This is a genomic window from Candidatus Accumulibacter propinquus (assembly GCF_056856495.1).
Map to the genome: position 1 here is coordinate 69,059 of NZ_JBSEHC010000003.1, position 24,536 is coordinate 93,594.

At 63.1% G+C, this 24,536-nt stretch carries 23 protein-coding genes; 17 read left to right on the forward strand and 6 right to left on the reverse strand.

From position 1 onward, the window contains the following. Positions 1-18: 18 nt before the first annotated feature. The 4 genes from AC15MQ_RS06480 to AC15MQ_RS06495 all read left to right on the forward strand — a co-directional run bounded on the left by AC15MQ_RS06480 (position 19) and on the right by AC15MQ_RS06495 (position 5,377). Positions 19-1,515: a leucyl aminopeptidase gene (locus tag AC15MQ_RS06480; RefSeq protein ID WP_287652999.1), complete on the forward strand. Its 1,497-nt coding sequence runs from the start codon at positions 19-21 to the stop codon at positions 1,513-1,515. Next, positions 1,512-1,937: a DNA polymerase III subunit chi gene (locus tag AC15MQ_RS06485; protein WP_287652998.1), complete on the forward strand. Its 426-nt coding sequence runs from the start codon at positions 1,512-1,514 to the stop codon at positions 1,935-1,937. The genes AC15MQ_RS06480 and AC15MQ_RS06485 overlap by 4 nt, the downstream gene beginning before the upstream one ends. Next, on the forward strand, positions 1,937-2,425 hold the full coding sequence (locus tag AC15MQ_RS06490) for a hypothetical protein (protein ID WP_483079698.1): 489 nt from the start codon (positions 1,937-1,939) through the stop codon (positions 2,423-2,425). The genes AC15MQ_RS06485 and AC15MQ_RS06490 overlap by 1 nt, the downstream gene beginning before the upstream one ends. Before the next feature lie 66 nt (positions 2,426-2,491). Further along, positions 2,492-5,377 (forward strand): valine--tRNA ligase, encoded by a 2,886-nt coding sequence (locus AC15MQ_RS06495; RefSeq protein ID WP_483079699.1) that lies wholly within the window; start codon positions 2,492-2,494, stop codon positions 5,375-5,377. A 2-nt stretch (positions 5,378-5,379) separates the two neighbouring features. On the opposite strand, the gene pabB is transcribed toward AC15MQ_RS06495, so the two are convergent. The 3 genes from pabB to AC15MQ_RS06510 form a co-directional block, all read right to left on the reverse strand. Then, a complete protein-coding gene (gene pabB / locus AC15MQ_RS06500; protein WP_483079700.1) occupies positions 5,380-7,203 on the reverse strand; it encodes an aminodeoxychorismate synthase component I in 1,824 nt (607 codons plus the stop codon). Between the two features lie 66 nt (positions 7,204-7,269). Beyond that, positions 7,270-7,497: a sulfurtransferase TusA family protein gene (locus AC15MQ_RS06505; protein WP_287652994.1), complete on the reverse strand. Its 228-nt coding sequence runs from the start codon at positions 7,495-7,497 to the stop codon at positions 7,270-7,272. A 32-nt stretch (positions 7,498-7,529) separates the two neighbouring features. After that, the gene (locus tag AC15MQ_RS06510) at positions 7,530-8,990 is read right to left on the reverse strand and encodes a beta-barrel assembly-enhancing protease (protein WP_353739653.1); all 1,461 of its coding nucleotides are present in this window, start codon (positions 8,988-8,990) and stop codon (positions 7,530-7,532) included. 146 nt (positions 8,991-9,136) lie between these two features. Between AC15MQ_RS06510 and moaC the strand changes: the two genes are divergently transcribed. Both moaC and aceA read left to right on the forward strand, forming a co-directional pair. Continuing rightward, positions 9,137-9,619 carry a cyclic pyranopterin monophosphate synthase MoaC gene (gene moaC, locus AC15MQ_RS06515; RefSeq protein ID WP_287652993.1) on the forward strand — a complete coding sequence of 161 codons (483 nt, stop codon included), beginning with the start codon at positions 9,137-9,139 and terminating at the stop codon, positions 9,617-9,619. Positions 9,620-9,887: 268 nt separating this feature from the next. Next, positions 9,888-11,186 (forward strand): isocitrate lyase, encoded by a 1,299-nt coding sequence (gene aceA, locus AC15MQ_RS06520; protein WP_287652991.1) that lies wholly within the window; start codon positions 9,888-9,890, stop codon positions 11,184-11,186. A gap of 49 nt (positions 11,187-11,235) precedes the next feature. On the opposite strand, the gene AC15MQ_RS06525 is transcribed toward aceA, so the two are convergent. Beyond that, entirely contained in the window at positions 11,236-11,883 is a 648-nt protein-coding gene (locus AC15MQ_RS06525; RefSeq protein WP_483079701.1) for a TMEM165/GDT1 family protein, read from the reverse strand. Positions 11,884-12,681: 798 nt separating this feature from the next. Between AC15MQ_RS06525 and AC15MQ_RS06530 the strand changes: the two genes are divergently transcribed. From AC15MQ_RS06530 to AC15MQ_RS06540, 3 genes are read left to right on the forward strand one after another with little or no spacing between them, the layout of a single operon-like run. Next, positions 12,682-14,625 carry a glycosyltransferase family 39 protein gene (locus AC15MQ_RS06530; protein WP_483079702.1) on the forward strand — a complete coding sequence of 648 codons (1,944 nt, stop codon included), beginning with the start codon at positions 12,682-12,684 and terminating at the stop codon, positions 14,623-14,625. Continuing rightward, entirely contained in the window at positions 14,622-15,857 is a 1,236-nt protein-coding gene (locus AC15MQ_RS06535; protein WP_287652986.1) for a glycosyltransferase family 9 protein, read from the forward strand. Before AC15MQ_RS06530 ends, AC15MQ_RS06535 begins: the two co-directional genes overlap by 4 nt. Then, positions 15,854-16,360, forward strand: coding sequence for a GtrA family protein (locus tag AC15MQ_RS06540; protein ID WP_332337692.1), 507 nt, complete (start codon positions 15,854-15,856; stop codon positions 16,358-16,360). The genes AC15MQ_RS06535 and AC15MQ_RS06540 overlap by 4 nt, the downstream gene beginning before the upstream one ends. A gap of 10 nt (positions 16,361-16,370) precedes the next feature. Here the strand turns inward: AC15MQ_RS06540 and AC15MQ_RS06545 are convergent, their stop codons facing one another. Then, the gene (locus AC15MQ_RS06545) at positions 16,371-16,814 is read right to left on the reverse strand and encodes a thioredoxin family protein (RefSeq protein ID WP_287667072.1); all 444 of its coding nucleotides are present in this window, start codon (positions 16,812-16,814) and stop codon (positions 16,371-16,373) included. A gap of 6 nt (positions 16,815-16,820) precedes the next feature. Next, positions 16,821-17,183, reverse strand: coding sequence for a response regulator (locus tag AC15MQ_RS06550; protein ID WP_332337691.1), 363 nt, complete (start codon positions 17,181-17,183; stop codon positions 16,821-16,823). 45 nt (positions 17,184-17,228) lie between these two features. On the opposite strand from AC15MQ_RS06550, the gene AC15MQ_RS06555 reads away from it, so the two are divergent. From AC15MQ_RS06555 to AC15MQ_RS06590, 8 genes are all read left to right on the forward strand, one after another. Continuing rightward, a complete protein-coding gene (locus AC15MQ_RS06555; protein ID WP_483079703.1) occupies positions 17,229-18,188 on the forward strand; it encodes a hypothetical protein in 960 nt (319 codons plus the stop codon). Positions 18,189-18,497: 309 nt separating this feature from the next. Then, positions 18,498-19,631, forward strand: a complete 1,134-nt coding sequence (gene ribBA, locus AC15MQ_RS06560; protein WP_287652980.1) for a bifunctional 3,4-dihydroxy-2-butanone-4-phosphate synthase/GTP cyclohydrolase II — start codon at positions 18,498-18,500, stop codon at positions 19,629-19,631. Further along, entirely contained in the window at positions 19,631-20,149 is a 519-nt protein-coding gene (gene ribH / locus AC15MQ_RS06565) for a 6,7-dimethyl-8-ribityllumazine synthase (RefSeq protein ID WP_287652978.1), read from the forward strand. Before ribBA ends, ribH begins: the two co-directional genes overlap by 1 nt. After that, entirely contained in the window at positions 20,149-20,643 is a 495-nt protein-coding gene (nusB, locus tag AC15MQ_RS06570) for a transcription antitermination factor NusB (protein ID WP_287652977.1), read from the forward strand. The genes ribH and nusB overlap by 1 nt, the downstream gene beginning before the upstream one ends. A gap of 36 nt (positions 20,644-20,679) precedes the next feature. Continuing rightward, positions 20,680-21,639: a thiamine-phosphate kinase gene (thiL, locus tag AC15MQ_RS06575; RefSeq protein ID WP_483079704.1), complete on the forward strand. Its 960-nt coding sequence runs from the start codon at positions 20,680-20,682 to the stop codon at positions 21,637-21,639. Next, positions 21,584-22,117: a phosphatidylglycerophosphatase A family protein gene (locus tag AC15MQ_RS06580; protein WP_287652975.1), complete on the forward strand. Its 534-nt coding sequence runs from the start codon at positions 21,584-21,586 to the stop codon at positions 22,115-22,117. Before thiL ends, AC15MQ_RS06580 begins: the two co-directional genes overlap by 56 nt. Then, positions 22,114-22,623 (forward strand): CinA family protein, encoded by a 510-nt coding sequence (locus AC15MQ_RS06585; RefSeq protein ID WP_287652974.1) that lies wholly within the window; start codon positions 22,114-22,116, stop codon positions 22,621-22,623. Before AC15MQ_RS06580 ends, AC15MQ_RS06585 begins: the two co-directional genes overlap by 4 nt. 153 nt (positions 22,624-22,776) lie before the next feature. After that, on the forward strand, positions 22,777-24,519 hold the full coding sequence (locus AC15MQ_RS06590; protein WP_483079705.1) for a type IV pilus assembly protein FimV: 1,743 nt from the start codon (positions 22,777-22,779) through the stop codon (positions 24,517-24,519). The last annotated feature ends 17 nt before the right edge of the window (positions 24,520-24,536 follow it).

Consider the following 24,536-nt stretch of genomic DNA (forward strand, 5'->3'; position numbering starts at 1 on the left):
TTGCCTGAGGAGGGGTAAGTGGAATTTAGCATAAAAAGCGGGAGCCCGGAAAAGCAACGCAGCGCCTGTGTCGTGGTCGGCGTTTTCGAACCTCGCAAGTTGACACTGGCCGCCGAACTGCTCGACAACGCCGCGCGCAATCATCTTTCCGACATCATTCGCCGCGGCGACATGGAGGGAAAGTCCGGCAGCACGCTGCTGCTGCACAATGTTCCGGGAACCCTCTGCGACCGTGTCCTGCTGGTCGGACTGGGCAAGGAAAAAGAGTTCGGCGACAAGGAATACTGCGACGCCGTCCGCAGCGCCGTGCGGACCCTCAACGAAACGGGCTCCTTCGATGGAACCGTTTTCCTGACCGAAACCAGCGTCAGGAAGCGCAGCGCGGCCTGGCGCGTGCGCCAGGCGACGATTGTCGCCCAGGAGACCGTCTATCGTTTCGATCAATTCAAGAGCAAGAAGGACAAGGTACGCCGACCCCTGCGCAAGCTCACCTTTGTGGTTGATCGACGAAACGAACTGGCGACCGCCGAGGAAGCGCTCAACCAGGGCCAGGCGATTGCCGAAGGCATGGCTTTGGCCAAGAACCTGGCCAACCTGCCGGCCAATGTGTGCACCCCGACGTACCTCGCTGAAATAGCGCAAAAGCTGGCCGCGGAGCACAAGCTGGACTGTCAGATCCTCGACAGCGAAGAGATGGCGGCATTGGGCATGCAGTCGCTGCTGGCGGTCGCCAAAGGCTCACAGCAACCACCAAGGCTGATCATCCTGCAGCACAAGGGCGGCAAGGCCGATGACAAGCCCGTGGTCCTGGTCGGCAAGGGTGTCACGTTTGATAGTGGCGGAATTTCCATCAAGCCGGCAGCCGAAATGGACGAGATGAAGTACGACATGTGCGGCGCTGCCGGCGTGCTCGGCACCATCAAGGCGGCAGCAATGATGAAGCTGCCGATCAATCTGACGGTAATCGTGCCCAGCACCGAAAACATGCCCGGGGGCGCGGCCACGCGGCCAGGCGATATCGTCACCTCAATGTCGGGCCAGACCATCGAGATCCTCAACACCGACGCAGAAGGCCGCCTGATCCTCTGCGATGCCCTGACTTATGCTGCGCGTTTCGAACCCGACATTCTGATCGACGTCGCGACCCTCACCGGTGCCTGCGTGGTCGCTCTCGGTCATGTCGCCACCGGTCTGTTCGCCAACAACGACACACTTGCTCGCGAATTGCTGCATGCCGGCGACGAGGCGCATGACCGGGCATGGCAAATGCCCTTGTGGGATGACTACCAGGAGTTGCTCAAGAGTCCCTTTGCCGACATGGCAAACATTGGCGGCCGTTGGGGCGGCAGCATCACCGCCGCCTGCTTTCTCTCTCGCTTCACCCGGAAATATGTCTGGGCTCACCTCGACATTGCCGGCACAGCCTGGAAGTCAGGCACCGACAAGGGCGCAACCGGACGGCCGGTACCCCTGCTCATGCACTATTTGCTGAAACGCGTCGGAAAACTCAATTGACACGAGTCTTCTTTTACCACAACGCCCCAGACCGGATTGCCGCCACAGCCGCCTTGATCGGCAAGGCTTTTGCGCAGAGGAAAGCCTTGCTGGTGTTTGCGCCGGATGCCGAGCTTGCCGCCGCGCTTGACCGCCACCTGTGGATGGTCCCCCCGACGGGTTTCATCCCCCATGTGGCGGTGAACTCGCCGCTGGCCACTGAAACGCCGGTGCTGATCGCCGACACGCTTGACGCGGTGCCACACGATGAACGCCTGTTCAATCTCTCTGCCGAAGTGCCGCCCGGCTTCTCCCGTTTTGCCAGCCTCATTGAAGTCGTCGGCCAGGATCGCGACGAGCGCGTCGACGGCCGCAGGCGCGCCAGGTTTTACAAGGATCGCGGCTACGACATCAGCTATGTCGATCTGTCGGGACAAGGCTGATGGCCGAGGACGGTGATCTGATCCGTCGTGCCGACTCGCTGATCAACCCGGAGGCCGATCCTGCCGGCGTGGACCGTCGGGAAAGCTCACGCCGCCTGCGCCGCCGCCGCAGTTTCATTGCCTCGGTCGACAGGCCGGTAAAACTAACGCTCCCCGACCGGAGCGGCGCTGAAGATGAGGACCTGCCGGTGCTCACCGAAGTCGTATCGCCCGCCGAAGCTCTCCCTGAGGCAAAGGCAGCGGACATCGTCACGGGGCTGCGCCCGTTGCTTGCCACGGACCTCGCCGATGTCGTCGATCGGCAACTGCGCAACGATTTGCCCGTACTGATTGAAGCCGCTCTGTGCGGTGCTGCAGAGCAACTGCAGCGCGGCCTGGCGACCACGATCGAAACCGCCTTGCACGACTTTCTGACGCAGCGCGGACAACTGCGGCTGCCGCTGGAAGATCCCGGCAATGGCCCACAAGGCGCGCCAGACGCACCCTAGGGGCCGAGTCGGAGCGACGGTGCGATCCGGTATAATGCGCGCTCCCGTCATCCTTTAGTGCCCGCCATGGAACTCGCCAAGAGCTTTGAACCAGCAGACATCGAACGTCGCTGGTACCCCGAATGGGAAGCCAGAGGTTACTTCGGCGCTGGCCTCGATGCCGACAACAAAGAGGCCTTCTGCATCCTGCTGCCACCGCCCAACGTCACCGGCACATTGCACATGGGCCACGGCTTCAACCAGGCGCTCATGGACGCGCTCACGCGCTATCATCGCATGCGGGGTGACAACACGCTGTGGCAACCGGGCACGGATCACGCGGGCATCGCCACGCAGATCGTCGTCGAGCGCCAACTCGACGCGCAGGACATTTCGCGACACCAGCTGGGCCGCGAAAAGTTTCTCGAAAAAGTCTGGGAGTGGAAAGCGTTCTCCGGCGACACCATTACCCGGCAGATGCGCCGCCTCGGCACCTCGCCCGACTGGAGCCGCGAGCGCTTCACGATGGACGCCGGATTGTCGAGGACAGTCACCGAAACCTTCGTTCGCCTCTACCGCGAAGGCCTGATTTACCGCGGCAAACGCCTTGTAAACTGGGACCCGGAACTGCATACGGCGGTCTCCGACCTCGAAGTGGTGAGTGAGGAAGAAGACGGTTTCATGTGGCACATCTGCTATCCACTGGCCGATGGCTCGGGCAGCCTGACCGTCGCCACCACGCGCCCGGAAACGATGCTTGGTGACACCGCGGTGATGGTTCACCCGGAAGACGAACGCTATCGGCACTTGCTCGGGAAAAAGGTCAAACTGCCGCTCTGCGATCGCGAAATCCCGATCATCGCCGACGCCTACGTTGACCTTGCCTTCGGCACCGGCTGCGTCAAGGTGACCCCGGCGCATGACTTCAACGACTATGCGGTTGGCCTGCGGCACCAGTTGCCGATGATCAATGTGCTGACCCTGGACGGGCGAATTATTGACGCCGATTCTGACCCGAATTACAGCAAACTCAAGTACGGTCAAGCGGGGTTCGTCGAAACGACCGCAACTGGTGACTTTCCGGAAGCCGCCATCCCTGAAAAGTATCGCGGCATGGATCGCTTCGACGCACGCAACGCCATCGTCATCGATCTTCAGGCGATGGGTTTCCTGGTCAAGACCGACAAGCACAAGCTCAAAGTGCCGCGCGGTGACCGCACCGGCGTGGTGATCGAGCCGATGCTCACCGACCAATGGTTTGTCGCAATGAGCAAGCCCACGGCCGACGGTAGCAGCATTGCCGGCAAAGCCCTGGCCTGCGTGGCCTCGGGCGAGATCAGGTTTTTCCCCGAAAACTGGATCAACACTTACAACCAGTGGCTGAACAACATTCAGGACTGGTGCATTTCACGGCAGTTGTGGTGGGGCCATCAGATTCCCGCCTGGTACGGTGAAGCGGGGCAAATCTTCGTCGCCCACGATGAACCCGAAGCCCGGGCAATGGCCGCCGAACAAGGCTACGGCGGCGCGTTGACGCGCGACCCGGACGTGCTCGACACCTGGTACTCGTCGGCACTGTGGCCTTTCTCGACGCTCGACTGGACGCCGCAATGGCCGGCCGAGACGAACCCGGCACTGGACCTTTACCTGCCGTCGACCGTGCTGGTCACCGGCTTCGACATCATTTTCTTCTGGGTCGCGCGAATGGTGATGATGACCCGGCACATCACCGGCAAGATACCCTTCCGGCACGTTTATGTACATGGGCTGATCCGCGACGCCGAAGGCCAGAAAATGAGCAAGTCGAAGGGCAATGTCCTCGACCCGATCGATCTGATTGATGGCATCGGCCTCGACGCCCTGATCGAAAAGCGCATCAGCGGCCTGATGAACCCCAAACAGGCCGAGCAGATCGAAAAACGCACGCGCAAGGAATTCCCCACGGGCATCCCGGCGTTCGGCACCGACGCCCTGCGTTTCACCTTCCTGTCGCTGGCCAGCCCGGGCCGCGACATCAAGTTCGACCTCAGCCGCTGCGAAGGCTACCGCAACTTCTGCAACAAGCTGTGGAACGCCAGCCGCTTTGTGCTGATGCACACCGCCGACCAGGACCTCGGCCTGACGGACGGCACCCCCGACTTGTCTTTCGCTGACCAATGGATCGTCAGCAAGCTGCAGCGCACGGAAATAGAGATCGCACAGCATTTCGCCGATTACCGCTTCGATCTGCTGGCGCGCGCGGTGTATGAATTCATCTGGGATGAATTCTGCGACTGGTATGTCGAACTGGCCAAGGTGCAACTCCAACACGGATCCGGGGCGGAACTGCGCGCGACGCGCCGGACGCTGGCGCGGGTACTGGAAACGGTGCTGCGCCTGGCGCATCCGCTGCTGCCGTTCATCACCGAAGAACTCTGGCAGGTCGTCGCGCCGATCGCCGGCTGCAAGACACAGGCCTCGGTGATGCTCGCTGCCTATCCGCAGGCGCAGGCGGAAAAACTTGACCCGGCAAGCGAAGCACGCGTCCAGCAACTGAAGAACCTGGCCTACGCCTGCCGCAACCTGCGCGGAGAAATGAACCTGTCGCCGGCGCTGCGGGTACCGCTGCTGGTCAGCGGCGAACGCCAGTCACTGCTCGGCTTCGCTCCGTATCTGAAAGCGCTCTGCAAGCTCTCCGAAGTGCAGATTGTCGACGATCTGCCAGGCGGCGCCAGCGCACCCATCGCGATCGTTGGCGAAACCCGGCTGATGCTGCAGGTCCAGATCGACCTTGCCGTCGAATGCGAGCGACTGGACAAGGAAATTGCGCGCCTGCAGGGCGAAATCAGCAAGGCCCGGGCCAAACTTGCCAACGCGAGTTTCGTCGCGCGCGCTCCGGCGCCGGTGGTCGAGCAGGAACGGCAGCGGCTGAACGACTTCGTCGCCACCCTCGAACAGCTCGAACCCCAACGCCAACGTCTCAGGCGCAACTAGGCTCACGGTGGCCTTGAACGGCTCGTCGCGAATATGGTTCGCGACGAGCCGGGTTCGACCGTCACCGGAATCAGGCCGCGCAAGGCATTGCCCACGTAAACAACGGCACTTCGGCGCAGGTCGTCGAGGCGCAGGACGCGTTCGACGGCACGCCCCGATGCGAGCAGCTTCCGGCGCAGGACGCCGGGAAGCAGGCCGCAGCACAGCGGCGGCGTCAGCAGCACGCCGTTGCACTCGACAAAGATATTGCTGCGTGCCCCTTCACAAACCTCACCGCGGTCATTCAGAAAGATGACGTCGAAAACCTCCGGGCGTGCAGCGAGTGCGGCCAACGCCCGGTCATAGCGTGCGCGCGCCGTCGTCTTGTGGCGGAGCAGGTAATCGTCGGCCGCCAGCGTCTCATCTGCGATTGTCACCCGCCATTCCCTCACCGGATCTTCGTCCAGGGGCGTGGCAACGACACGGCAGCAACCGGCATGATTCAAGCCGAGGCGAACGCGAAGGACTCCCGTCGGCCACCTCGCGGCTTCGTCCGCCAGCAGCGAAGAGAGGGTAGACATGCCACAGGCGAAGCCGAGGGTGAGCGCCGAAGCCTGCAATCGCTCAAGGTGCAGGCTTCGCAGTGGATACGCTCCGTTTTCCAGACGCAAGGTTTCGAACAACTCGAAGCCGGGATCGAAGCTGGCCAGAAAACTCGCCTTGAGCAAACACTCGGCATATTCGCGAGCGGGGTCGGCGTCGGCGACGATGCCGCTACCGACCCCAAGCTTCCCGCGCTGACCTGCGGCCAGCTCAACGGTACGAATGGCGACGTTGAAACGACAATCGCCGCCTGGCGCCAGCCAGCCCAACGTGCCGGTATACAGCCCGCGCGGCGTTTGTTCCAATTCGGCGATTTTTTGCATGGCGCTTATCTTCGGCGCACCGGTGATCGACCCACAGGGAAACAGGGCGCCGAACAGGTCTGCCAGACCCGTACCCGGGAGCTCCGCGGCCACCGTCGACACCATCTGCCAGAGTGTGGGATAGGCCTCGGTCTCGAACAGGGCGTCCACGCGTACTTGACCAGGTGACGCCAGGCGCCCCAGGTCATTGCGCAGCAGATCGACGATCATGACGTTCTCCGCACGCTCCTTCGCCGAGGCAAGTAATCCAGCACGCTGCGCGGCATCGTCCTGGGGCGTCGCACCACGTGCCGCCGTACCCTTCATCGGTCGCGTCAGTACGCGGCTGCCGCGGCGCTCAAAAAAAAGCTCCGGCGAGAACGAAAGAATCGTCTCCTCCGCCGTGAATATGTAGCCGCCATAACGAACGGGCTGGCGCTCGCGCAGGCGCGCGTAGAGGGCCAGCGGATCTCCATAGACCTGGAAAGTCAGGGGGAAAGTAAGATTGACCTGGTAACAGTCGCCATCGGCAATCCAGCGGCAAATTTCCCGAACCTGAGTGCCATGCTTGGCTGCATCGACAGCCGATGACAAGTCGGCAATTCCGGCAAACCGCCGATGCTCGGGCAGCGCAGCCAGGCGCTCCGCGAGAAAGGCTCCGACGGCTCTTGCGTCCAGACGCCGGCCTTTGGCGAACACCCAGGCACGCAGCACGGGCCGGCCCGGAGGCGGCCGGGCCAAGGAGGGCTCGAAGCTCGCTCCGAGGGCGTAGTCGGCCGCCAGAACGACCCACTCGCCGGCGGCAGTGGCGGCCTCAAGCGTCGCGAAAAGTGCCTTGGGATCGGCGGCGCCGTCAAGCTGATGGCTGCGACGAATGTCGGACAGCAACAAGGCGTTCCCGCCGTCATCGTCAAACAGGGCGAAATAGCCCCCTGCAGACATCAGTCAGTACGCTTCCGGCAACGCAATCGCGACACTCGTATGGCGTTCCTGCCGCGTAGCCGGTCCTTACTTGCGCTTGAGGTAATACTCGAAAACGCTGTTCGCCTCCGAACTGGACAGCAACTCATTGCCCGTCTGCCTGGCGAAAGCCTCGAAATCCTTGACCGAACCCGGGTCGGTCGCAAGCACATGCAGCACCGCCCCGGACGACATCTCGGACAATGTCTTTTTGGTGCGCAGAATCGGCAACGGGCAATTCAGCCCCTTGACGTCTAATTCTCGGTCGAAATGCATGGTCTGGTCCACAACGAAACTGAGGGCATATTTTAAACGCCATTCTTCTTCTGTTTCGCCTCTTCCGCCTGCAGCTTGCGCAATTCGCGCAAGCGGGCATCCACTGCTGACTGCTCGAAGAAATTGCCGTCGGCAGCCTGTTGCGCAAACTGCAGCTGCTCGACAGCCGACCCGAGCTGCCCCTGCAACAGGTAGAACTCGGCCTGCGCACGATGCTGCGGCAAGCGCTTGCCCAGCGCCGCGAACGCTTTGGCCTGCAGGCCATACAGTTTGTAATCCGAACTGTAGATCTGCAGTTGCGACTCCAGAAAAAGCAGGCCCTGTTCGTATTGCCGCGCCATCAGCAGTGCCTCGGCATACCCATAGACCAGTGACCTGGACTGCGGATAGCGCTGCAAGGCGTCGCGGTAGATCGCCTGTGCGCCGGCCAGATCCCTGGCCGCCAGCCTGGCCTCGGCGGACAGACCGGCGATCATCGGCGACGACACCTTGAGGGCGTTGAGCGCGTCGATCTCACGCTGCGCGGCAGCGACATCCTTGGCCCGCAACAACGAATACGCCAGTCCATAACGCGTTGCTGCTTCCGACACGTACTTTTTTTCCCGCAACTGCGTAGCGAACTCGCCGACGGACTCGCGCGGTGTGCTCATCTGTACACGCAACTTGGCACGTACGAGATGAAAGTCCAGGCTATCGGCCACTTGCCGATACGGGGCGCTTTGCGCACGATTCTGCATGTCGGCGATACGCTCGGCGGTGAGCGGGTGTGAACGCATATATACGGGAGCGTTATTCTCATACACCCGCCCAGCCTGCTGCAGACGCCCGAAGAAGTCACCCATGCCACGGACATCGTAACCTGCCTGGGTCAACGTCTGAAAACCCAGGCGATCGGCTTCGCGCTCGAAGTCGCGACTGTAGGCCAACTGGGACTGAATGGAACTGGCCTGCGCCGAAGCGATCGCCGCACTCGCCACCTGCGAATTGGAGCGAGCCGCCAGAACACCAATGGCCATCGCGATCATGCTGGCAATCGAGTTCTGCTTCTCGCGGGCAATCTGTCGAGCCAGGTGGTTCTGCATGACATGCGATATTTCGTGGGCAAGCACGCCCGCCAGTTCGGACTCCGACTGGGCAGTCAAAAGGGTTCCGGTGTTGACCCCGATGAAACCACCGAACATTGCAAACGCGTTGACTGTGCTGTCGCGAATCAGGAAGAACTGGCAATCGCCTGCGGGATTCGCACTGGCGGCCACCAGACGACCGCCAAGGCGATTGAGGTAGTCGGCGATTTCGGGATCGTCAACGTAGCTCGGCTCGTGCAGGCGGATTTCGTTGAGGATCCGCTCGCCTATTTTCCGCTCGACCTGTGGCGAGAGTTCGGCGCGCGCAGCTTCACCGAGGTCTGGGAGTTCATCCGCCTGCACCGGAAAGGAACCGCCGACCCCGACGGCAACAGCCAGGGATACGGCAATACAAGCGACTCTGATCAACGCGACTCCCGCTGAAGGGCAAACATGGATGATGCTATGATACTCAATATCGTGCCGCCCAATTGTTACCAAGCGTTACCGGGAATCCCCGCTTCGTTGTCGGTGCCATCGATTGGCGGCCCCTTCCATGCGCACCAGTGACCCTGATGACCACTAGCCCACTCAGCCATTTCACTTCGCAGGGTCAGGCGCAAATGGTCGACGTCGGTGCCAAGGCCGAGACCCATCGGCAGGCGAGGGCGACCGGTCACATTTTGATGCGCCCGGAAACCCTGGATCTGATCGTCGCCGGTTCGGCCAGCAAGGGCGATGTTCTCGGCATTGCGCGGATTGCGGCGATCCAGGGTGCCAAACGCACCTCAGAGTTGATTCCCTTGTGCCACCCGATCGCGTTGACCCGTATCTCGGTCGACTTCGAGATTGATGTGGCGGCCAGCGTCGTGCATTGCACGACCTGCTGCGAGTGTTTCGGTCGTACCGGTGTCGAAATGGAAGCCCTCTGCGCCGCAAGTGTCGGCCTGTTGACTATCTATGACATGTGTAAGGGAGTGGATCGCGGCATGCACATAGAAGGTGTTCGCTTGCTCGAAAAGGCCGGTGGCAAGACAGGACACTGGATAGCGCCCTGAAGACGGCACGTGCAGGACGAGTTGAACGACAGGCATTTCACGCAAGACAATTTCTTTTCGTAATGTGGGATGAGATTGGCAACAGCCTGTTCTATTTATGAAAAAAATATCTCTTATGTCTTATATAAGACTGTTGCCTGTGCGAGAAAACCCTTCTATACTTCATGCCATTGGTCGCCCCGCTTTGGTGCTTGAGAGGGTTCCCGGTTCCATCCTGGTGCGTCACCATAGTCCCAACTTCACGTCATTATTTTTCGCGAGGAAGAACATGAGCACGAAAGAGCAACAGATCGCCGCACTGGAAAAGGACTGGGCGGAAAACCCCCGCTGGAAGGGAATCAAGCGCGGCTACTCGGCAGCCGATGTCGTCCGCCTGCGTGGTTCGTTCCCGATCGAATACACGGTCGCTCGCCGTGGCGCCGAGAAGCTCTGGGCCCTGGTGAATAGCGAGCCCTACGTCAACTGCCTCGGTGCGCTGACCGGCGGCCAGGCGATGCAACAGGTCAAGGCGGGCGTCAAGGCAATCTATCTTTCGGGATGGCAGGTCGCGGCCGACAACAACTCTTACGCGGCGATGTATCCCGACCAGTCCCTGTATCCGGTCGACTCGGTACCCAAGGTCGTCGAGCGCATCAACAACTCCTTCCGGCGCGCCGACGAAATCCAGTTTTCCAAGGACATCAACCCAGGCGACAAGGGCCACGTGGATTACTTCGCGCCAATCGTCGCGGATGCCGAGGCCGGCTTTGGTGGCGTGCTGAACGCTTTCGAACTGATGAAGGCCATGATCCGTGCCGGTGCCGCCGGTGTGCACTGGGAAGACCAGCTGGCTTCGGTCAAGAAGTGCGGCCACATGGGCGGCAAAGTCCTGGTGCCGACGCAGGAAGCAGTCCAGAAGCTGATTGCCGCCCGCTTCGCCGCCGATGTCTGCGGTGTGCCGACACTGGTCATCGCCCGTACCGATGCGGAAGCGGCCGACCTCCTGACCTCCGACTGCGATGCCAACGATACCCCGTTCGTCACTGGCGAGCGGACTTCCGAAGGCTTCTACAAGACACGCAAGGGTCTGCAGCAGGCGATCTCGCGCGCCGTGGCCTACGCCGATTATGCCGATCTAGTTTGGTGTGAAACCGGCACGCCGGATCTGGAATTCGCCCGTCAGTTCGCCGAAGCCGTGCGCGCCAAGCACCCCGGGAAAATGTTGGCCTACAACTGCTCGCCCTCGTTCAACTGGAAGAAGAACCTCGACGACGCCACCATTGCCAAGTTCCAGCAAGAGCTTGGCGCCATGGGCTACAAGTACCAGTTCATCACCCTCGCGGGCATCCACAACATGTGGTACCACATGTTCGACCTGGCTCAGGACTATGTCGCGCGCGGCATGACCGCTTACGTCGAAAAAGTGCAGGAACCGGAATTCGCGGCTCGCGACCGTGGCTACACCTTCGTCTCACACCAGCAGGAAGTCGGTACCGGCTACTTCGACGAAGTCACCACCGTGATTCAGGGTGGCACCTCTTCAGTCACGGCGCTGACCGGTTCGACAGAAGAAGAGCAGTTCCACTAAGCGACACGGCTGCTCCCCAAAAGCCGCGCCCTGGGCGCGGCTTTTCTATCTATGTGCCGGAAAAAGCGACGTACGCCTGGTATGCAGCAAATACTGCCAGGACCAGAAAGAATGCGCCGCTGATCCTGTGCAGCAGGGTCAGCGGAATTTTTTGCAGCAGGGTGCGTCCGGCCAGGATTCCCAGGGCAGAGGTCGTCGCCAAGGCAGCCGTTGCCCCCAACCAGACCGCAACTGGCGCGTGCGTACTGCTCAGGGCCACGACGGCGAGTTGCGTCTTGTCGCCGAATTCAGCCATCGTAAGTAATAGAAAAGTGGTGAAGAAGATGCCATGGCCACTCTTCTCCTCAAGCTCTTCATCCTCATCACCGTCTTCGGTACGCAAGGCGTGTATGCCGAAGACGGCAAACAGGACGGCGACCGTCGCGCCGACCACGTATTCCGGCAACCAACTGGCGATGGCCACACCGAACACGACGGCCAGCGTGTTCAACAGGGCAAAGGCCGCCACAGCGCCGAGCATGACCGGTGTTGCCCGGTGCCGGGAAGCCAGCGTCATGCAAACGAGCTGGCTCTTGTCGCCGATTTCGGCGGCCGCAATCAAGGCAAAACTGGTTGCCGCCGCAGCCGACATCTCGACCATGTTGCCGGTGCTCAATAGCGACTCGATGTGCGTCAGAAAAGTCTGCGGGTTGTCCATCCTGATCTCCAGATATGCTCGCGCGGCTTGCCTGCGGGGATCAGCGACGCGACGAAAGGGCCGTGAGTATAACGCCTGCCGCGGTCATGGACTACCCTTGCCACCTCCCTCCAGAACAACAGGGCTGGCGTTCGCCAGGCGGAGAAACCCACCGATGCGGCAATACCACGGGCACCCACACGGCGAGGCTCCTGTTCGACACGATCCGCGAACCCCTGTCGAAGCCCAACCATCGCGTGACCATCGCGCCGGGAAGTCAAAGTGGGCCGCGCTTTTCAGGCAATCTACCCCCGCGAATCAGGTTGTCTTGGAGTTGGCTTTTGGTTACAGTTGCGGGTTACGTCGCCGGCATCAGAAACGATGTGCCGGCCACGCAAACCTGCTCCCAGTCAGGCTTATCCATTCCTGGTCCGGGAGTTCTCATGGCGCGGCATTCATCAACGGGCGCGGAGCGCGCTCCAGCGTACGCACCACCCGATATCCAAAGAGTACGGCACGCGGGGAACATGGAAATCGCCGGAGATTGAGTTCGCCAACCTGCACGCGAGCAACGAATACCAACATGATGAGTCCAGCAGGACCCGAACGCCCACAGCAAACTGGTACTGACCGTGCTCGCCAGGCCAACGCCACAGCCCTGAACCTGTGGGCCCGGTACGTTGTCGCTCCGTGCCGGCAACAATCAAGCCCGCCACAAGCTGGCGCACCAGCGGTAGGACCCACCCTGGCAGCGTCGGCCGTGACCTGCAAGGCAGGTCCCATTCCCACCCGCAGCGCTGCTCGCTGCAGGTCGGCGCGATGGTACGTGCCGCTGTGACAGGCCGTTCACTATCGTCGCTCGGCGATACCGACCTATCACGCTGGCGACGATGGCGAACCGCCGCCGCCCTGGCGACCGTTGTCGACGTCCTGGCGTTTGCACTGCTGCATTCCACAGACCTGGGTCTGGAGCGCGCGCATGCCGGCGCCTTTGTGACGGCCATGCTGGTTGCAACGGTGCTGCTCGGCCGTACCGCCATGCCGTGCCCACGCTCGATGCTGCTGCTCATCGTCGCGCTGGCCTACCCGCTGCACGCTGGCGTGCTCTCGCTTCTCGCCAGTCACTTCGGGCCATTGGCGGCCAGCGTGCCGGCGGCGCTCGCCGCTGCGTTGACGTTGCTGCTCGGCCTGTCTGCGTTCGCCGATAACGCGCGCGGGCAGGACTTCAGTGTCGCCGCGCCGTTGGCGATCGCCTACCTGCTGGTCCTGCGCCTGATCTACCTGGGCCAACTGGAACTCGCGCCACAGGAAGCGTACTACTGGAATTATGCACAGCATCTCGACATCGGCTACCTGGATCACCCGCCGCTCGTCGCGTGGCTGATCGCCATGTCGCTTGCGCTTGGCCAGGGCGAGTTTTTCGTACGCCTGCCAGCAGTACTCGCCTGGGCTGTGATGCTCGCTTTCGTCGCTGCTTTCGCGCACGATCTTGCAGGACGCGGCAACGCCCTGCGCAGTGCCCTGCTGGCAGCGACGCTGCCCTTCTTCTTCGGCATCGGCGTGCTGATGACGCCGGATGCTCCGCTCGCCGCTGCCTGGGCCGCGGCCTTGTTCTGGCTGCACAGAGCCCTGCTCGGCGGCCGCCAGACCGCCTGGCTTGGCGCTGGCGTGGCGATCGGCATCGGCATGTTGAGCAAGTATTCGATGGTGCTGGTGCCAGCGGCCACCCTGGCCTTCATGATCGTCGATGCGCCTTCCCGCCGACTGTTGCTCTCGCCATGGGCCTGGGTCGGGGCACTCATCGCCTTACTGGTGTTCGCCCCGGTGATCGTCTGGAACATCCAGCATGACTGGGCGTCGTTCGCCTTTCAGGGCGCGCGCCGCCTCGGCGAGCGAACACCGCAATTCAGTCTGCATGTGTTTCTCGGTTCCGTCGTCCTGTTGCTGACTCCGCTCGGGGTACTCGCGCTATGGCGTCTGCCGAGACCGCTTGGCAGCATGACATCTCCCTGCTTGCAGGCAGTTCCCGCGGCCGATGCCGCCGCGCTTGCCAAACGTCGGCGCCTGTTCGTGCTGGTATTCACTCTGTTCCCGCTGCTGGTCTTCGCCGCCGCCAGCATCAGGGCCGAAACCAAGTTCCACTGGACCGGACCCATCTGGCTGTCCGTCCTGCCGACGCTGGCGGCGACGATGTCCCGCCCGGGGCTGGGCGAAGGCACGCTCGATCGCCTGCTGGCGCGCAGTTGGGTGCCACTGCTGCACGTCCTGATTCTGGTCTACGCCTACGGTCTCTTCTACTACCCGGTTTGGGGACTTGCGGGGGTACGCGCACACCATCATTACCTGCAGATGGGCTGGCGAGACCTGCGCCGGCAGGTACAGGAGATCGAGGAGCAGGTTCTGCAGGAAACCGGACGCCGGCCGGCGGTCGTCGGCCTCGACAAGCACAATACGGCCGACGAGATGGCATTCTACGACCCACGCGGCGACGGCGCCCGCGACACCGCCAGCCGGCATCTGTTCTATGACGAGAAAGCCCTGATGTACGAGCAGTGGTTCCAGCGCGCCGCTTTCGCCGGACAGGACCTGATCGTCGTCGCGCCGGCACGCGACGAACTCGACGATCCCCGGATAGCCGCCGCCGCCACCCGCCTGGGTCCGATCCAGACCCTTGCGGCGCACAAGAACGGCATCGCGGTCGGCACCTACCATGCGCGGGTCGTTTACGGGTATCGGCCCCCCACTCCGGCGCCTCGGCAATGAACGTCGATCTCCAGCGTGCCATCGATCGCTATCTCGGCGTGCCGCTCTGCGCACTCGCCTCGTTGCTCGAGCGCGTGCTGCCACGGCGCACCCCGCCATCTTTGCCACGCCGGATCGTCGTGATCCTGCTTTCCGAGATGGGCAGCCTGGTGCTCGCGCAGCCCATGTTCGCGCTATTGCGCGCCCGCTACCCCGAGGCTTCACTGCATGTTCTGCTGTTCGGAAAAAATCGCGAAGTGCTCGACCTGATGGCCAGCGTCCCTCCGGAAAACGTCATTACCATCGACGACCGCTCCCTCGGCGGTCTCCTGCGGACGCTCTTCGCCGCGATCCGCACGCTGCGTCAGTTGCGCCCGGATGCGGTTCTCGACTGTGAACTATTCGCGCGCATCAGCAGCCTGCTGGCCTGGCTGTCGGGAGCCCCGTTGCGCGTGGGCTTTCACCGCCACACGCAGGAAGGACTGTACCGTGGTTCGTTCATCAACCGGCGAGTGCTCTACAACCCTTATCGCCACCTTTCACTGCAGTTCCTGACCCTGGCACGCGCACTCGTTTCGAAAACCCACCCCCTCGACAAGGAGCAGCAGGACCCGGGCGATTTCCCCCTGACCGCCCCGTTACCGGGCTTCACCGCGGGCGAGGTGGATGCCTTCCAGGCGCGGATTGTCGACGACTATCCACGCTTCTCCGGGCGACGCCTGGCGCTGCTCTATCCGAGCGGCGGCATCCTGCCGATCCGCGCATGGCCGCCAGCGAACTGGCGCATGGTCGCCTCCGGCCTGCTCGCCGAAGGATATGTGGTAGCGATCATTGGCCTGCCTGCCGACAAGCCACTCGGGCGCGCGCTCAGCGAAGCAGTCGCGCACCCGGATTGCGTCGACCTCACGGGCTACACCCGATCGGTGCGGGAACTCGTTGCACTGCTCGGGAGGGCTGCGCTGCTGATCACCAACGACGGTGGGCCGGCACAGTTTTCGTCGCTCACTGGCGTGCCGACCGTAGCCTTGTTTGGGCCGGAGACGCCGCGGCTCTACGGCCCGCTCGGTGACCACGCCAGTTGCCTGCATCTGGAACTGCCCTGTTCACCGTGTCTCACCGCATATAACCACCGCAACTCGCCTTGCGACGGCGACAACCAGTGCCTGCGGCGGATCGCTCCCGAGCGGGTACTGGTGGAAGCACGCGCCGTCGTCACGCGTATCCGCCCGGGGCCGATCAAGGATACACCATGACGCGGTTTGAGCGGCTCCACCATCTACCGCTCGTTGGGCGCTTGTTGCGGCATCGCTTCATCAAGTTCGGCGTCGTCGGCGCTTCCGGAACGGTGGTCAACGTCGTGGTGCTCTACCTGGCCCAGGAAATTCTTTTCCGGGCCATCGAACCACCACCGCTGCGCCTGAACGTATCACTCGCGGTCGCCATCTTCCTTGCCACCATCAACAATTTCCTGCTCAATCGCGCATGGACCTGGTTCGACCGGCACGAACATGTGCAGACGCCGCTTCTCCTGCAGTTCGGCCAGTACACCATCGCCTGCTGGCTCGGGATCGCGCTGCAGTTCGCCCTGACCCACGCGTTCGCCAGCCACATGCACTATCTGGCGGCAAATGTGCTTTCGATCGTGATCGCCAGCGTGGCAAACTTCGTGGTCAACGACCACTGGACTTTCGGCCGCCTGCGCATGTTGATCCAGCGCTGGCGTCAGCGTAGCCACACTTCGCAGCACGACCAATAGGCATCTCCACTCAAGCTGGCGGCCAATCTCTTGCCTGTGCGCCCGCTTGCCCCAGTGCCTGGCCAAGCCGCCGCAGGTCTTCATCATCCTGCCAGGCACGCCGCGCCGCGCTGGAAACAGCATACTCGCGACTCTCGGCGTCCGTCTGCTGCAGGAATGCACCCAGGGTGCACTTCAGGTGACCCGGAGTAGGTAGCATGCTGCCGTAAAAAAGCACCCTGTCCTGACGCTTGATGAGCAGTGTCGGAAAGTCATCGACGTCGAGGTCGCCCAGATCATCGGCGTGAGCCTCAATGTCCAGCCAGAGAAATCCGGCTGCGGAGAATTGCCTGGCAACTTCCTCGAAACCGCTTCGGTATTCCCGGCAAACTCCGCACCATTCGGCGCACAGGCAGATCACCAGAAACTCGCCGAGAGCGGCACCTGGCGCCGCGTTGTCCTGGCTGGGCTGCATCGCTTGTCAGGCGCGCGGCGAGTTACCCAGGAGTTGCTGGATATGCGCGATGAGTTGCTCTTCTGGGTACGGCTTGCCGAGCACGACGTTGACTCCAGCCGCACGCGCCTGGATACGCAACTCGTCACTGTCGGACGTCACCATGATGATCGGCAGGTGGGCAGTACGTGGATTGCCACGCACCTGACGGGCCAGTTCAAGACCATCCATGCCGGGCATGTCGACATCGGTCACCAGTACATCGGGAACCGCCTTCTCGATTTGCCGGCCCGCATCCTGGCCGTCTTCGGCCATCAGCACTTGATATCGGTGTGCGGCCAGCAATCGCCCGGTCTTGACACGCACCACCCGCGAATCGTCGGCCACCATCACCACGGTCTGCTCGGGCGTCTTGATCTTCGCGACAGCTGCTGCTTGGCGTCTTTGCGCCTCTTCGGTAGCCTGCCTTGCGCTTTCCTCGGCAATCGCCGCCTCAACCGCCTGACGTTCCTCATCCTCCAGGCGCTGCGCCTCCTCGACAGACCGGCGCTCGGCCTCAAGGCGGGCAGCTTCCTCGACCGCCCGGCGTTCAACCTCGCGGCGAGCGGCGGCCTCCGCGGCCTGGCGTTCGGCCTCGCGGCGGGCGGCGGCCTCCGCGGCCTGACGTTCGGCCTCGCGGCGGGCGGCGGCCTCCGCGGCCTGACGCTCGGCTTCGTGGCGGGCGGCCTCCTCCGCGGCCTGACGTTCGGCCTCGCGGCGGGCGGCGGCCTCCGCGGCCTGACGCTCGGCTTCGTGGCGGGCGGCGGCCTCCGCTGCCTGACGTTCGGCTTCGTGGCGGGCAGCCTCCTCCGCGGCCTGACGTTCGGCCTCGCGGCGGGCGGCGGCCTCCGCTGCCTGACGCTCGGCTTCGTGGCGGGCGGCGGCCTCCGCGGCCTGACGCTCGGCTTCGTGGCGGGCGGCGGCCTCCGCGGCCTGACGTTCGGCTTCGTGGCGGGCGGCGGCCTCCGCTGCCTGACGCTCGGCTTCGTGGCGGGCGGCGGCCTCCGCGGCCTGACGCTCGGCTTCGTGGCGGGCAGCGGCCTCCGCGGCCTGACGCTCGGCTTCGTGGCGGGCGGCGGCCTCCGCGGCCTGACGCTCGGCTTCGTGGCGGGCGGCGGCCTCCGCGGCCTGACGCTCGGCTTCGTGGCGGGCGGCGGCCTCCGCGGCCTGACGCTCGGCTTCGTGGCGGGCAGCGGCCTCCGCGGCCTGACGCTCGGCTTCGTCCGCGACACGCTGATCAAGAGCCTCTCGCCCCTCCTGTTTCACGGCAGAACGGCGAGCGGCAAGGAAACGCAGCAGGACGGCGACGACTACGCCAACTGCGATCAACAACAAACCCTCATTCATCGACATTGAAGATATCCTTCGTACTGACTATCATCGACAAGCATCGAAAGGTGCCGATGCGCCCCCTGGCACCGTTCCAGCCCCTGAGCAATGGAACAGATTCATTCTTGTTTTTCGAACATGATAAAACGAATATCTGAGCCGTTGGGTGATCGATTCACGGAGAATGTGCCCGCCCGTATGGGAAGCCCGGCCGGGAAATGAGAGAATCGAGGTCCTGCATACATTGAACAGCAGGAATTCACGCAATTCCGGTTGGCCAGAAAGTAGCTTACCCAACCTGCCAGGCGCAACCCACGTTTCACAGAGGAGGTATAGATGGCACCACAGAGCAGTTCTGCCGATGTCTCGCCGATCGAAGAGATCATTGTCGAAATGCGGGCGGGACGTACGGTGGTCCTGGTGGATGAGGAGGATCGCGAGAACGAAGGCGATCTGATTCTGGCCGCCGAGCATGTCACTGCGGAAGCCATCAACTTCATGGCGCGTTTTGGGCGCGGTCTGATCTGCCTGACACTGACCGAGGGCCGCTGCCGACAACTGGGCCTGACGCAGATGGCGCGCGACAACAAGAGCCCATACAGCACCGCCTTCACGGTTTCGATCGAAGCTGCCGAAGGGGTGACCACCGGCATCTCGGCGCAGGACCGCGCGCTGACCATCAAGGCCGCAGTCGCAAGGAACGCGCGGCCGGAAGACATCGTGCAGCCGGGACACGTTTTCCCGATCATGGCCCGGCCAGGCGGCGTACTGGTACGTGCGGGCCACACCGAAGCCGGCTGCGATCTCGCCCTGCTCGCGGGGCTCGAACCGGCGGCGGTGATCTGCGAAATTCTCAAAGAGGACGGCAGCATGGCGCGCCTGGGCGATCTGGTCGATTTTGCCCGCACGCATGGCCTCAAGATCGGAACGATCACCGATCTCATCCACTACCGGAGTCGACACGAGACGCTGATCGAACGTACGCTCTCCAAACCGGTACGTTCGCGCCACGGCCAATTCACCCTGCACGCCTACACCGACCGTACCTCGAACGAGGTGCACCTGGTATTGACCAAGGGTGAGATTCGCGCCGACAAGGAAACCCTGGTGCGCGTGCATGAACCACTTTCAGTGGTCGACTTCCTCGACCCGGACGGCGGTCGGCATACTTTTTCGCTGGAGTTGGCGCAAGCGGCGCTGGCCCGCGCAGACGCCGGCGTGATCGTGTTGTTGCATCGTCCCGAAAGCGGCCAGGACATTCTCGCGACACTGCGTGAGCCGATTGCCGCCCAGCGTCCGGCCGCCCGCTGGGATCCCCGTACCTATGGCATCGGTGCGCAAATCCTGCGCGATCTCGGCGTCGGCAAGATGAAGATCCTGTCAAGCCCGCGTCGCATGCCGAGCATGACCGGCTTCGATCTCGAAATTACCGGCCACATCGCCACTCCGTCCGAACTGGAAAAACTCTGATGGGCACCCCGAAAATCCCCGGAAGCCTACATCCTCCTCGGGTGCGCTACGAGAACATCTACGAGTATGACGCTTCGCTTGAAGGCGACGGTCTGGCGATCGGCATCGTCATGAGCCGTTTCAACCAGGACATCGGTGAAGGTCTGCTCAGTGCGTGCACGGCCGAACTCAAGCAGCTTGGCGTCGCCGACCGCAACATTGCCATCGCCAGTGTCCCGGGGGCACTGGAAATCCCATTGACGCTGCAGACCATGGCCCGCAGCGGCCGCTTTGATGCTCTGGTTGCGCTTGGTGCCGTCATCCGCGGCGAAACCTATCATTTTGAGATCGTCGCCAACGATTCCTGCCGGGCGTTGATGGAAGTCCAGCTCAACAGCGGCGTACCCATCGCCAACGGCATCCTGACCTGCGAAGACGACGACCAGGCACTCGCCCGCATGCAACCCAAAGGGGCCGACTGCGCCCGAGCCGCCGTCGAGATGGCCCGCCTGCTGCGCGCACTCCGGGAGGTATCGTGATGACCGGAGGGCCACGCAGCACACCCGACAGCAAAGCTGCGACGCCCAGATCCCCACGTCGGCGAGCCCGCGAACTGGTCCTGCAGGGGCTCTACCAGCAGCAGGTCAGTGGCAACGACGAAGCGGCAATCGAAGCGCATCTGCGCGACATCGACGACTTCGACAAGGCCGACCGCGAGTTCTTCGTCGGACTGTTACGTGGTGTTCTCAGCGAGCGCATCGCCCTGGAAACACAGCTGCAAGCCTGCCTCGACCGTCCGTTCAACGAATTGTCGCCGATTGAGGCGTGTGTTCTGCTGGCCGGCGCTTTCGAGTTGGGTAACCACCCGCAGACGCCATACCGGGTGATCATCAACGAGTCGATCGAATTGGCCAAAGCCTATGGTGGAACGGACGGCCACAAGTACGTCAACGGGGTGCTCGACAAGTTGGCCGCCCGCTTGCGTCCAGCCGAGGTCGAAGCCAAGCGTGCCGCCCGCGGCCGCGGACGTTGAACAGCAACGGCTTCTGATTCGGCCAGCGGCACAGGCATGCCCAGCGAATTCGAACTGATTGAACGCCATTTCTCCCGGGCGACGCCGCAGGCCACGCTTGGTCCCGGTGACGATTGCGCCCTGTTGACTCCCACACCCGGGATGAGTCTGGCGATCACCACCGACATGCTGGTCGCCGGAACACACTTCCTGCCCGACACCGACCCCGGCCAGCTCGGCTGGAAGACACTGGCGGTCAACCTCTCCGATCTCGCCGCGATGGGAGCCAGACCACGCTGGGCCTTGCTTGCCGCTAGTCTGCCCGCCGCGGATACGGCGTGGATAGGCGCTTTTGCCGACGGGCTCTTTGCCTGCGCCAGTCACTACGGCGTCGATGTGGTCGGTGGCGACACGACGCGCGGCCCGCTCAACCTGTGTCTGACGGCCCTCGGTGAGCTGCCTGCCGGCACGGCGTTACAACGCAACCACGCCGTGCCCGGCGACGAGCTCTGGGTTTCAGGACAACCCGGCCTTGCCGCTCTGGGGCTGGCCCAACTGCAGGGCCGGACGCAACTGCCCGCGGAGTTGGCACGACGCTGTCTTGACGCCTTGCAACGCCCCATGGCGCGCGTCGAGCTCGGGCTGGAATTGCGCCGGCGTGGCCTGGCGCATGCCGCGATCGACGTTTCGGATGGGCTACTCGCCGATCTCGATCATATCCTCAAGCGCTCCGGCGTTGCCGCAGAGGTCTTCGTGGCGCAGTTGCCGCCACTGCCGACGGGAGTAGACCCACTGCTGGCTCGTCAATGCCAGCTCGCCGGCGGCGACGACTACGAACTGGTGTTCTCTGCGCCACCCGACAAGCGCGCCGAAATCACCGAACTCGCTGCGCAACTCGCCTTGCCCCTCTGGCGATTCGGTCTCGTCGTCGGCACCGGAGATTCTCGTCTGCGGCTCCTCGATGCGGACGGACAAGCGCAGGCGTTCAACGAAAGAGGATTCGATCACTTTGGCTAGCCCCCCTTCGATCCGTTTCCTGCTCGCGCATCCGGCGCACCTGGTGGCCTGCGGCTTCGGCAGCGGTCTCTCGCCACGGGCACCGGGGACCGTAGGCACCCTCTTCGCCTGGGCGTCCTTCCCGCTGCTGCGGCCGTGGATGAGCGACCTGGAGTTCCTCGGTTTACTCTTCCTCTGTTTCGTCGGCGGGGTTCTGGCAGTGCACAAGACCGGCGCAGACCTCGGGGTCGTCGACCATGGCAGCATCGTCTGGGACGAAATCGTCCCCTTTTGGGCGGTCCTGCTGTTCTGCCCGACGCCGGGCTTATGGCAAGCCATAGCCTTCGGCCTGTTCCGTTTTTTCGACATCGTCAAGCCACAGCCGGCGCGCTACTTTGATGAGAAGGTGAAGAATGGCTTTGGCGTGATGTGTGATGATCTGGTCGCGGCCGGCTATACACTGCTGGTCCTGGCAATTCTGCGCTTCGTGCTCGAATGAGTGACGACCATCAGGCAGCGCTCGAAGCGCTTGCGGCCGAAGTCGGGCAACTGCTGGTGCGCAACGGCGAGAAGCTGGCCACGGCCGAATCCTGTACGGGCGGCTGGGTGGGACAGTGCCTGACCGCGATCGACGGCAGTTCATGCTGGTTCGAGCGCGGCTTCATCACCTATTCGAATGCCGCCAAGATCGAGTTGCTGGGCGTCGGTGCCGACACCCTGGCAGCGCATGGCGCGGTCAGCGAAGCGATCGCCGCGGCCATGGCCTTGGGAGCAGTGCAGCACAGTCATGCCGACTGGGCACTGGCCATCACCGGTATAGCTGGCCCGGGCGGCGGTTCACCTGACCGGCCGGTTGGAACTGTCTGTTTCGCCTGGACCGGGCCGAAACGGCGCATCGACACCGACACGCGCCATTTTCAAGGCGACCGGGAGGCGGTACGGGCACAGTCGGTGGCGCATGCACTGACGGGGATCCTGCTACGAGCACGTCACGGACTCGCCTGAAGGCCAATTTCCTGCAGCCGCTCTTCGAACGGGCAAGGCAGTTCGGCAAGTACGTATCGCGCCAGAATGGAATGTAGAATGGGTTGCTTAAACGTACCTCACCTGCCAATGCGTTCGATAGTCCTCGACATTCCCTGTTTTCGAGTCGTTTTCTTGCTGCTGCCGTTCTTGTGCCTGCTCACTGGCGAGGCCCAAGCACTTGGTCTGGGCAAGTTGACCGTCCTTTCGCATCTTGGCGCACGCTTCGAGGCAGAGGTCCAACTGCTTGAGGTGACGGCCGAAAAGCGGCCGCTCGCAGAATGCTTTCGCCTCGGCCAGTCAGCAGGGGAGGATGCCGAAGTCCCGCTGCTGACGCGCGCGCGCGTCAGCGTTGAGCAGCGTGGCGGCGGGCTACGGCTACGTATCGTTTCCGACCAGCCCATCAACGAACCGCTGCTGCAACTCAATCTGCGTGCAGGCTGTGGCGCCGAAGTCAATCGCAACTACCTGTTGCTGATCGATCCCCCGCGGACCAGAATGCCGCAAGGACTGCAGGAGCTTCCTGGCGCCCGCGGCGCGCCCGTTGGCGAAACCACAGCGCGGCCGCCGACGACCGCCGGTGCACCGCTCAATGCCCAGAATAGCCGGCCGCCCCGATCGCCTCTCGGTGCGGCCGTAAGCCCCCCGGCATTTGCTCATGACGAAGCGCTGCCCAGGGCCCAGCCGGCCAGAGAGCCACTCCGGAAACTGTCGGTCGGAGGCGGCGCAACCGACCGCCTGCTCCTATCCAGCGACAGCGAAAGCGCGCGTTGGCAGCCGGAAGATGACCTGCCCCTGCGTCTGAGCACGCGCCTGTCAACACAACTCCTGGGCCGAACCAGCGAGGAAAGGCGCTCGATACTGCGTATCGAGTACAAACTGTTGTCGGCCCTGTATACGCAGGCCGAGCAACAACTGGCTGTCGCCGAACGGCTACGCCGACTCGACGCCACGCTCGGGGAATTGGCGAAGAAGAACGACGCGCGGGCGACACAATCCACGGCAGCAACCAGCAACCCGCAGCCGACAGCGAACGCTGCCACAAGCAGGCAGCCGGTTCAGGTGGCTGCCGCTCAGGCAGCGCCCCGTGTCGAGTTATCCGATTGGTGGCTTGAGGCTGCCCTTCTGCTCGGGCTGATTGCCGGCCTGGCCTGGCTACTTCGGCGTCGCTCCGGCAAGGTTTCGCAGCTGCCGGAGATGGCAGCGCCCGCGGGCCTCGCGGATACCGCGGGCGCTACGGGGGGCGGTGATGGGCAATTGCCGACCACCGGGCAGGTAAAAGAATTGTCCATCGTTCGCGAGATCCAGACGACCGCTACGGCATCTCGCCCACGTGAGGACTGGTTCCCGACGGCGGTTCCGGTGTCGCCCAAAGGTGAGGATGAAGTGACAACCGTGCTCGAACTGGCGGAGATCATGGTTTCCTTCGGTCGCGTCAAGGGGGCAGAGGAGGCTCTTGAAGAGTTCATCGAGCACCATCCGAAGGCGGCACTGACTCCCTGGCTCAAGCTGCTTGAAGTTTACCGGCAGGATCAGCAGCGTGCCGCCTTCGAAACGCTGGCCGTCAAACTGCAGCGTCATTTCAATGTTGCTCCGGCGGATTGGGAAACGATGGGCGACGCGCCGGACCCGAAGCTGTCCGCCACCGACGCCGCATCGATCGAACAATTGCTGACCCGTTTGCCAACACTCGGGAAACTGCCGCATATCTGCAGCGAGGTTGCCCGTACCTGGGGTTCTCCCGAGTGTCTGGCCTACCTGAACCAACTCTTGCGAGACAATCGCAATGGTGAGCGACGAGGCTTTTCCTTGAGCAGTGTGCGTGAATTGCTGTTTCTTATCGAGCTCCAGGAAAGCAGCAGCGCTGCCCCGCCGTGAGCTGGCGCAGTCCGCCG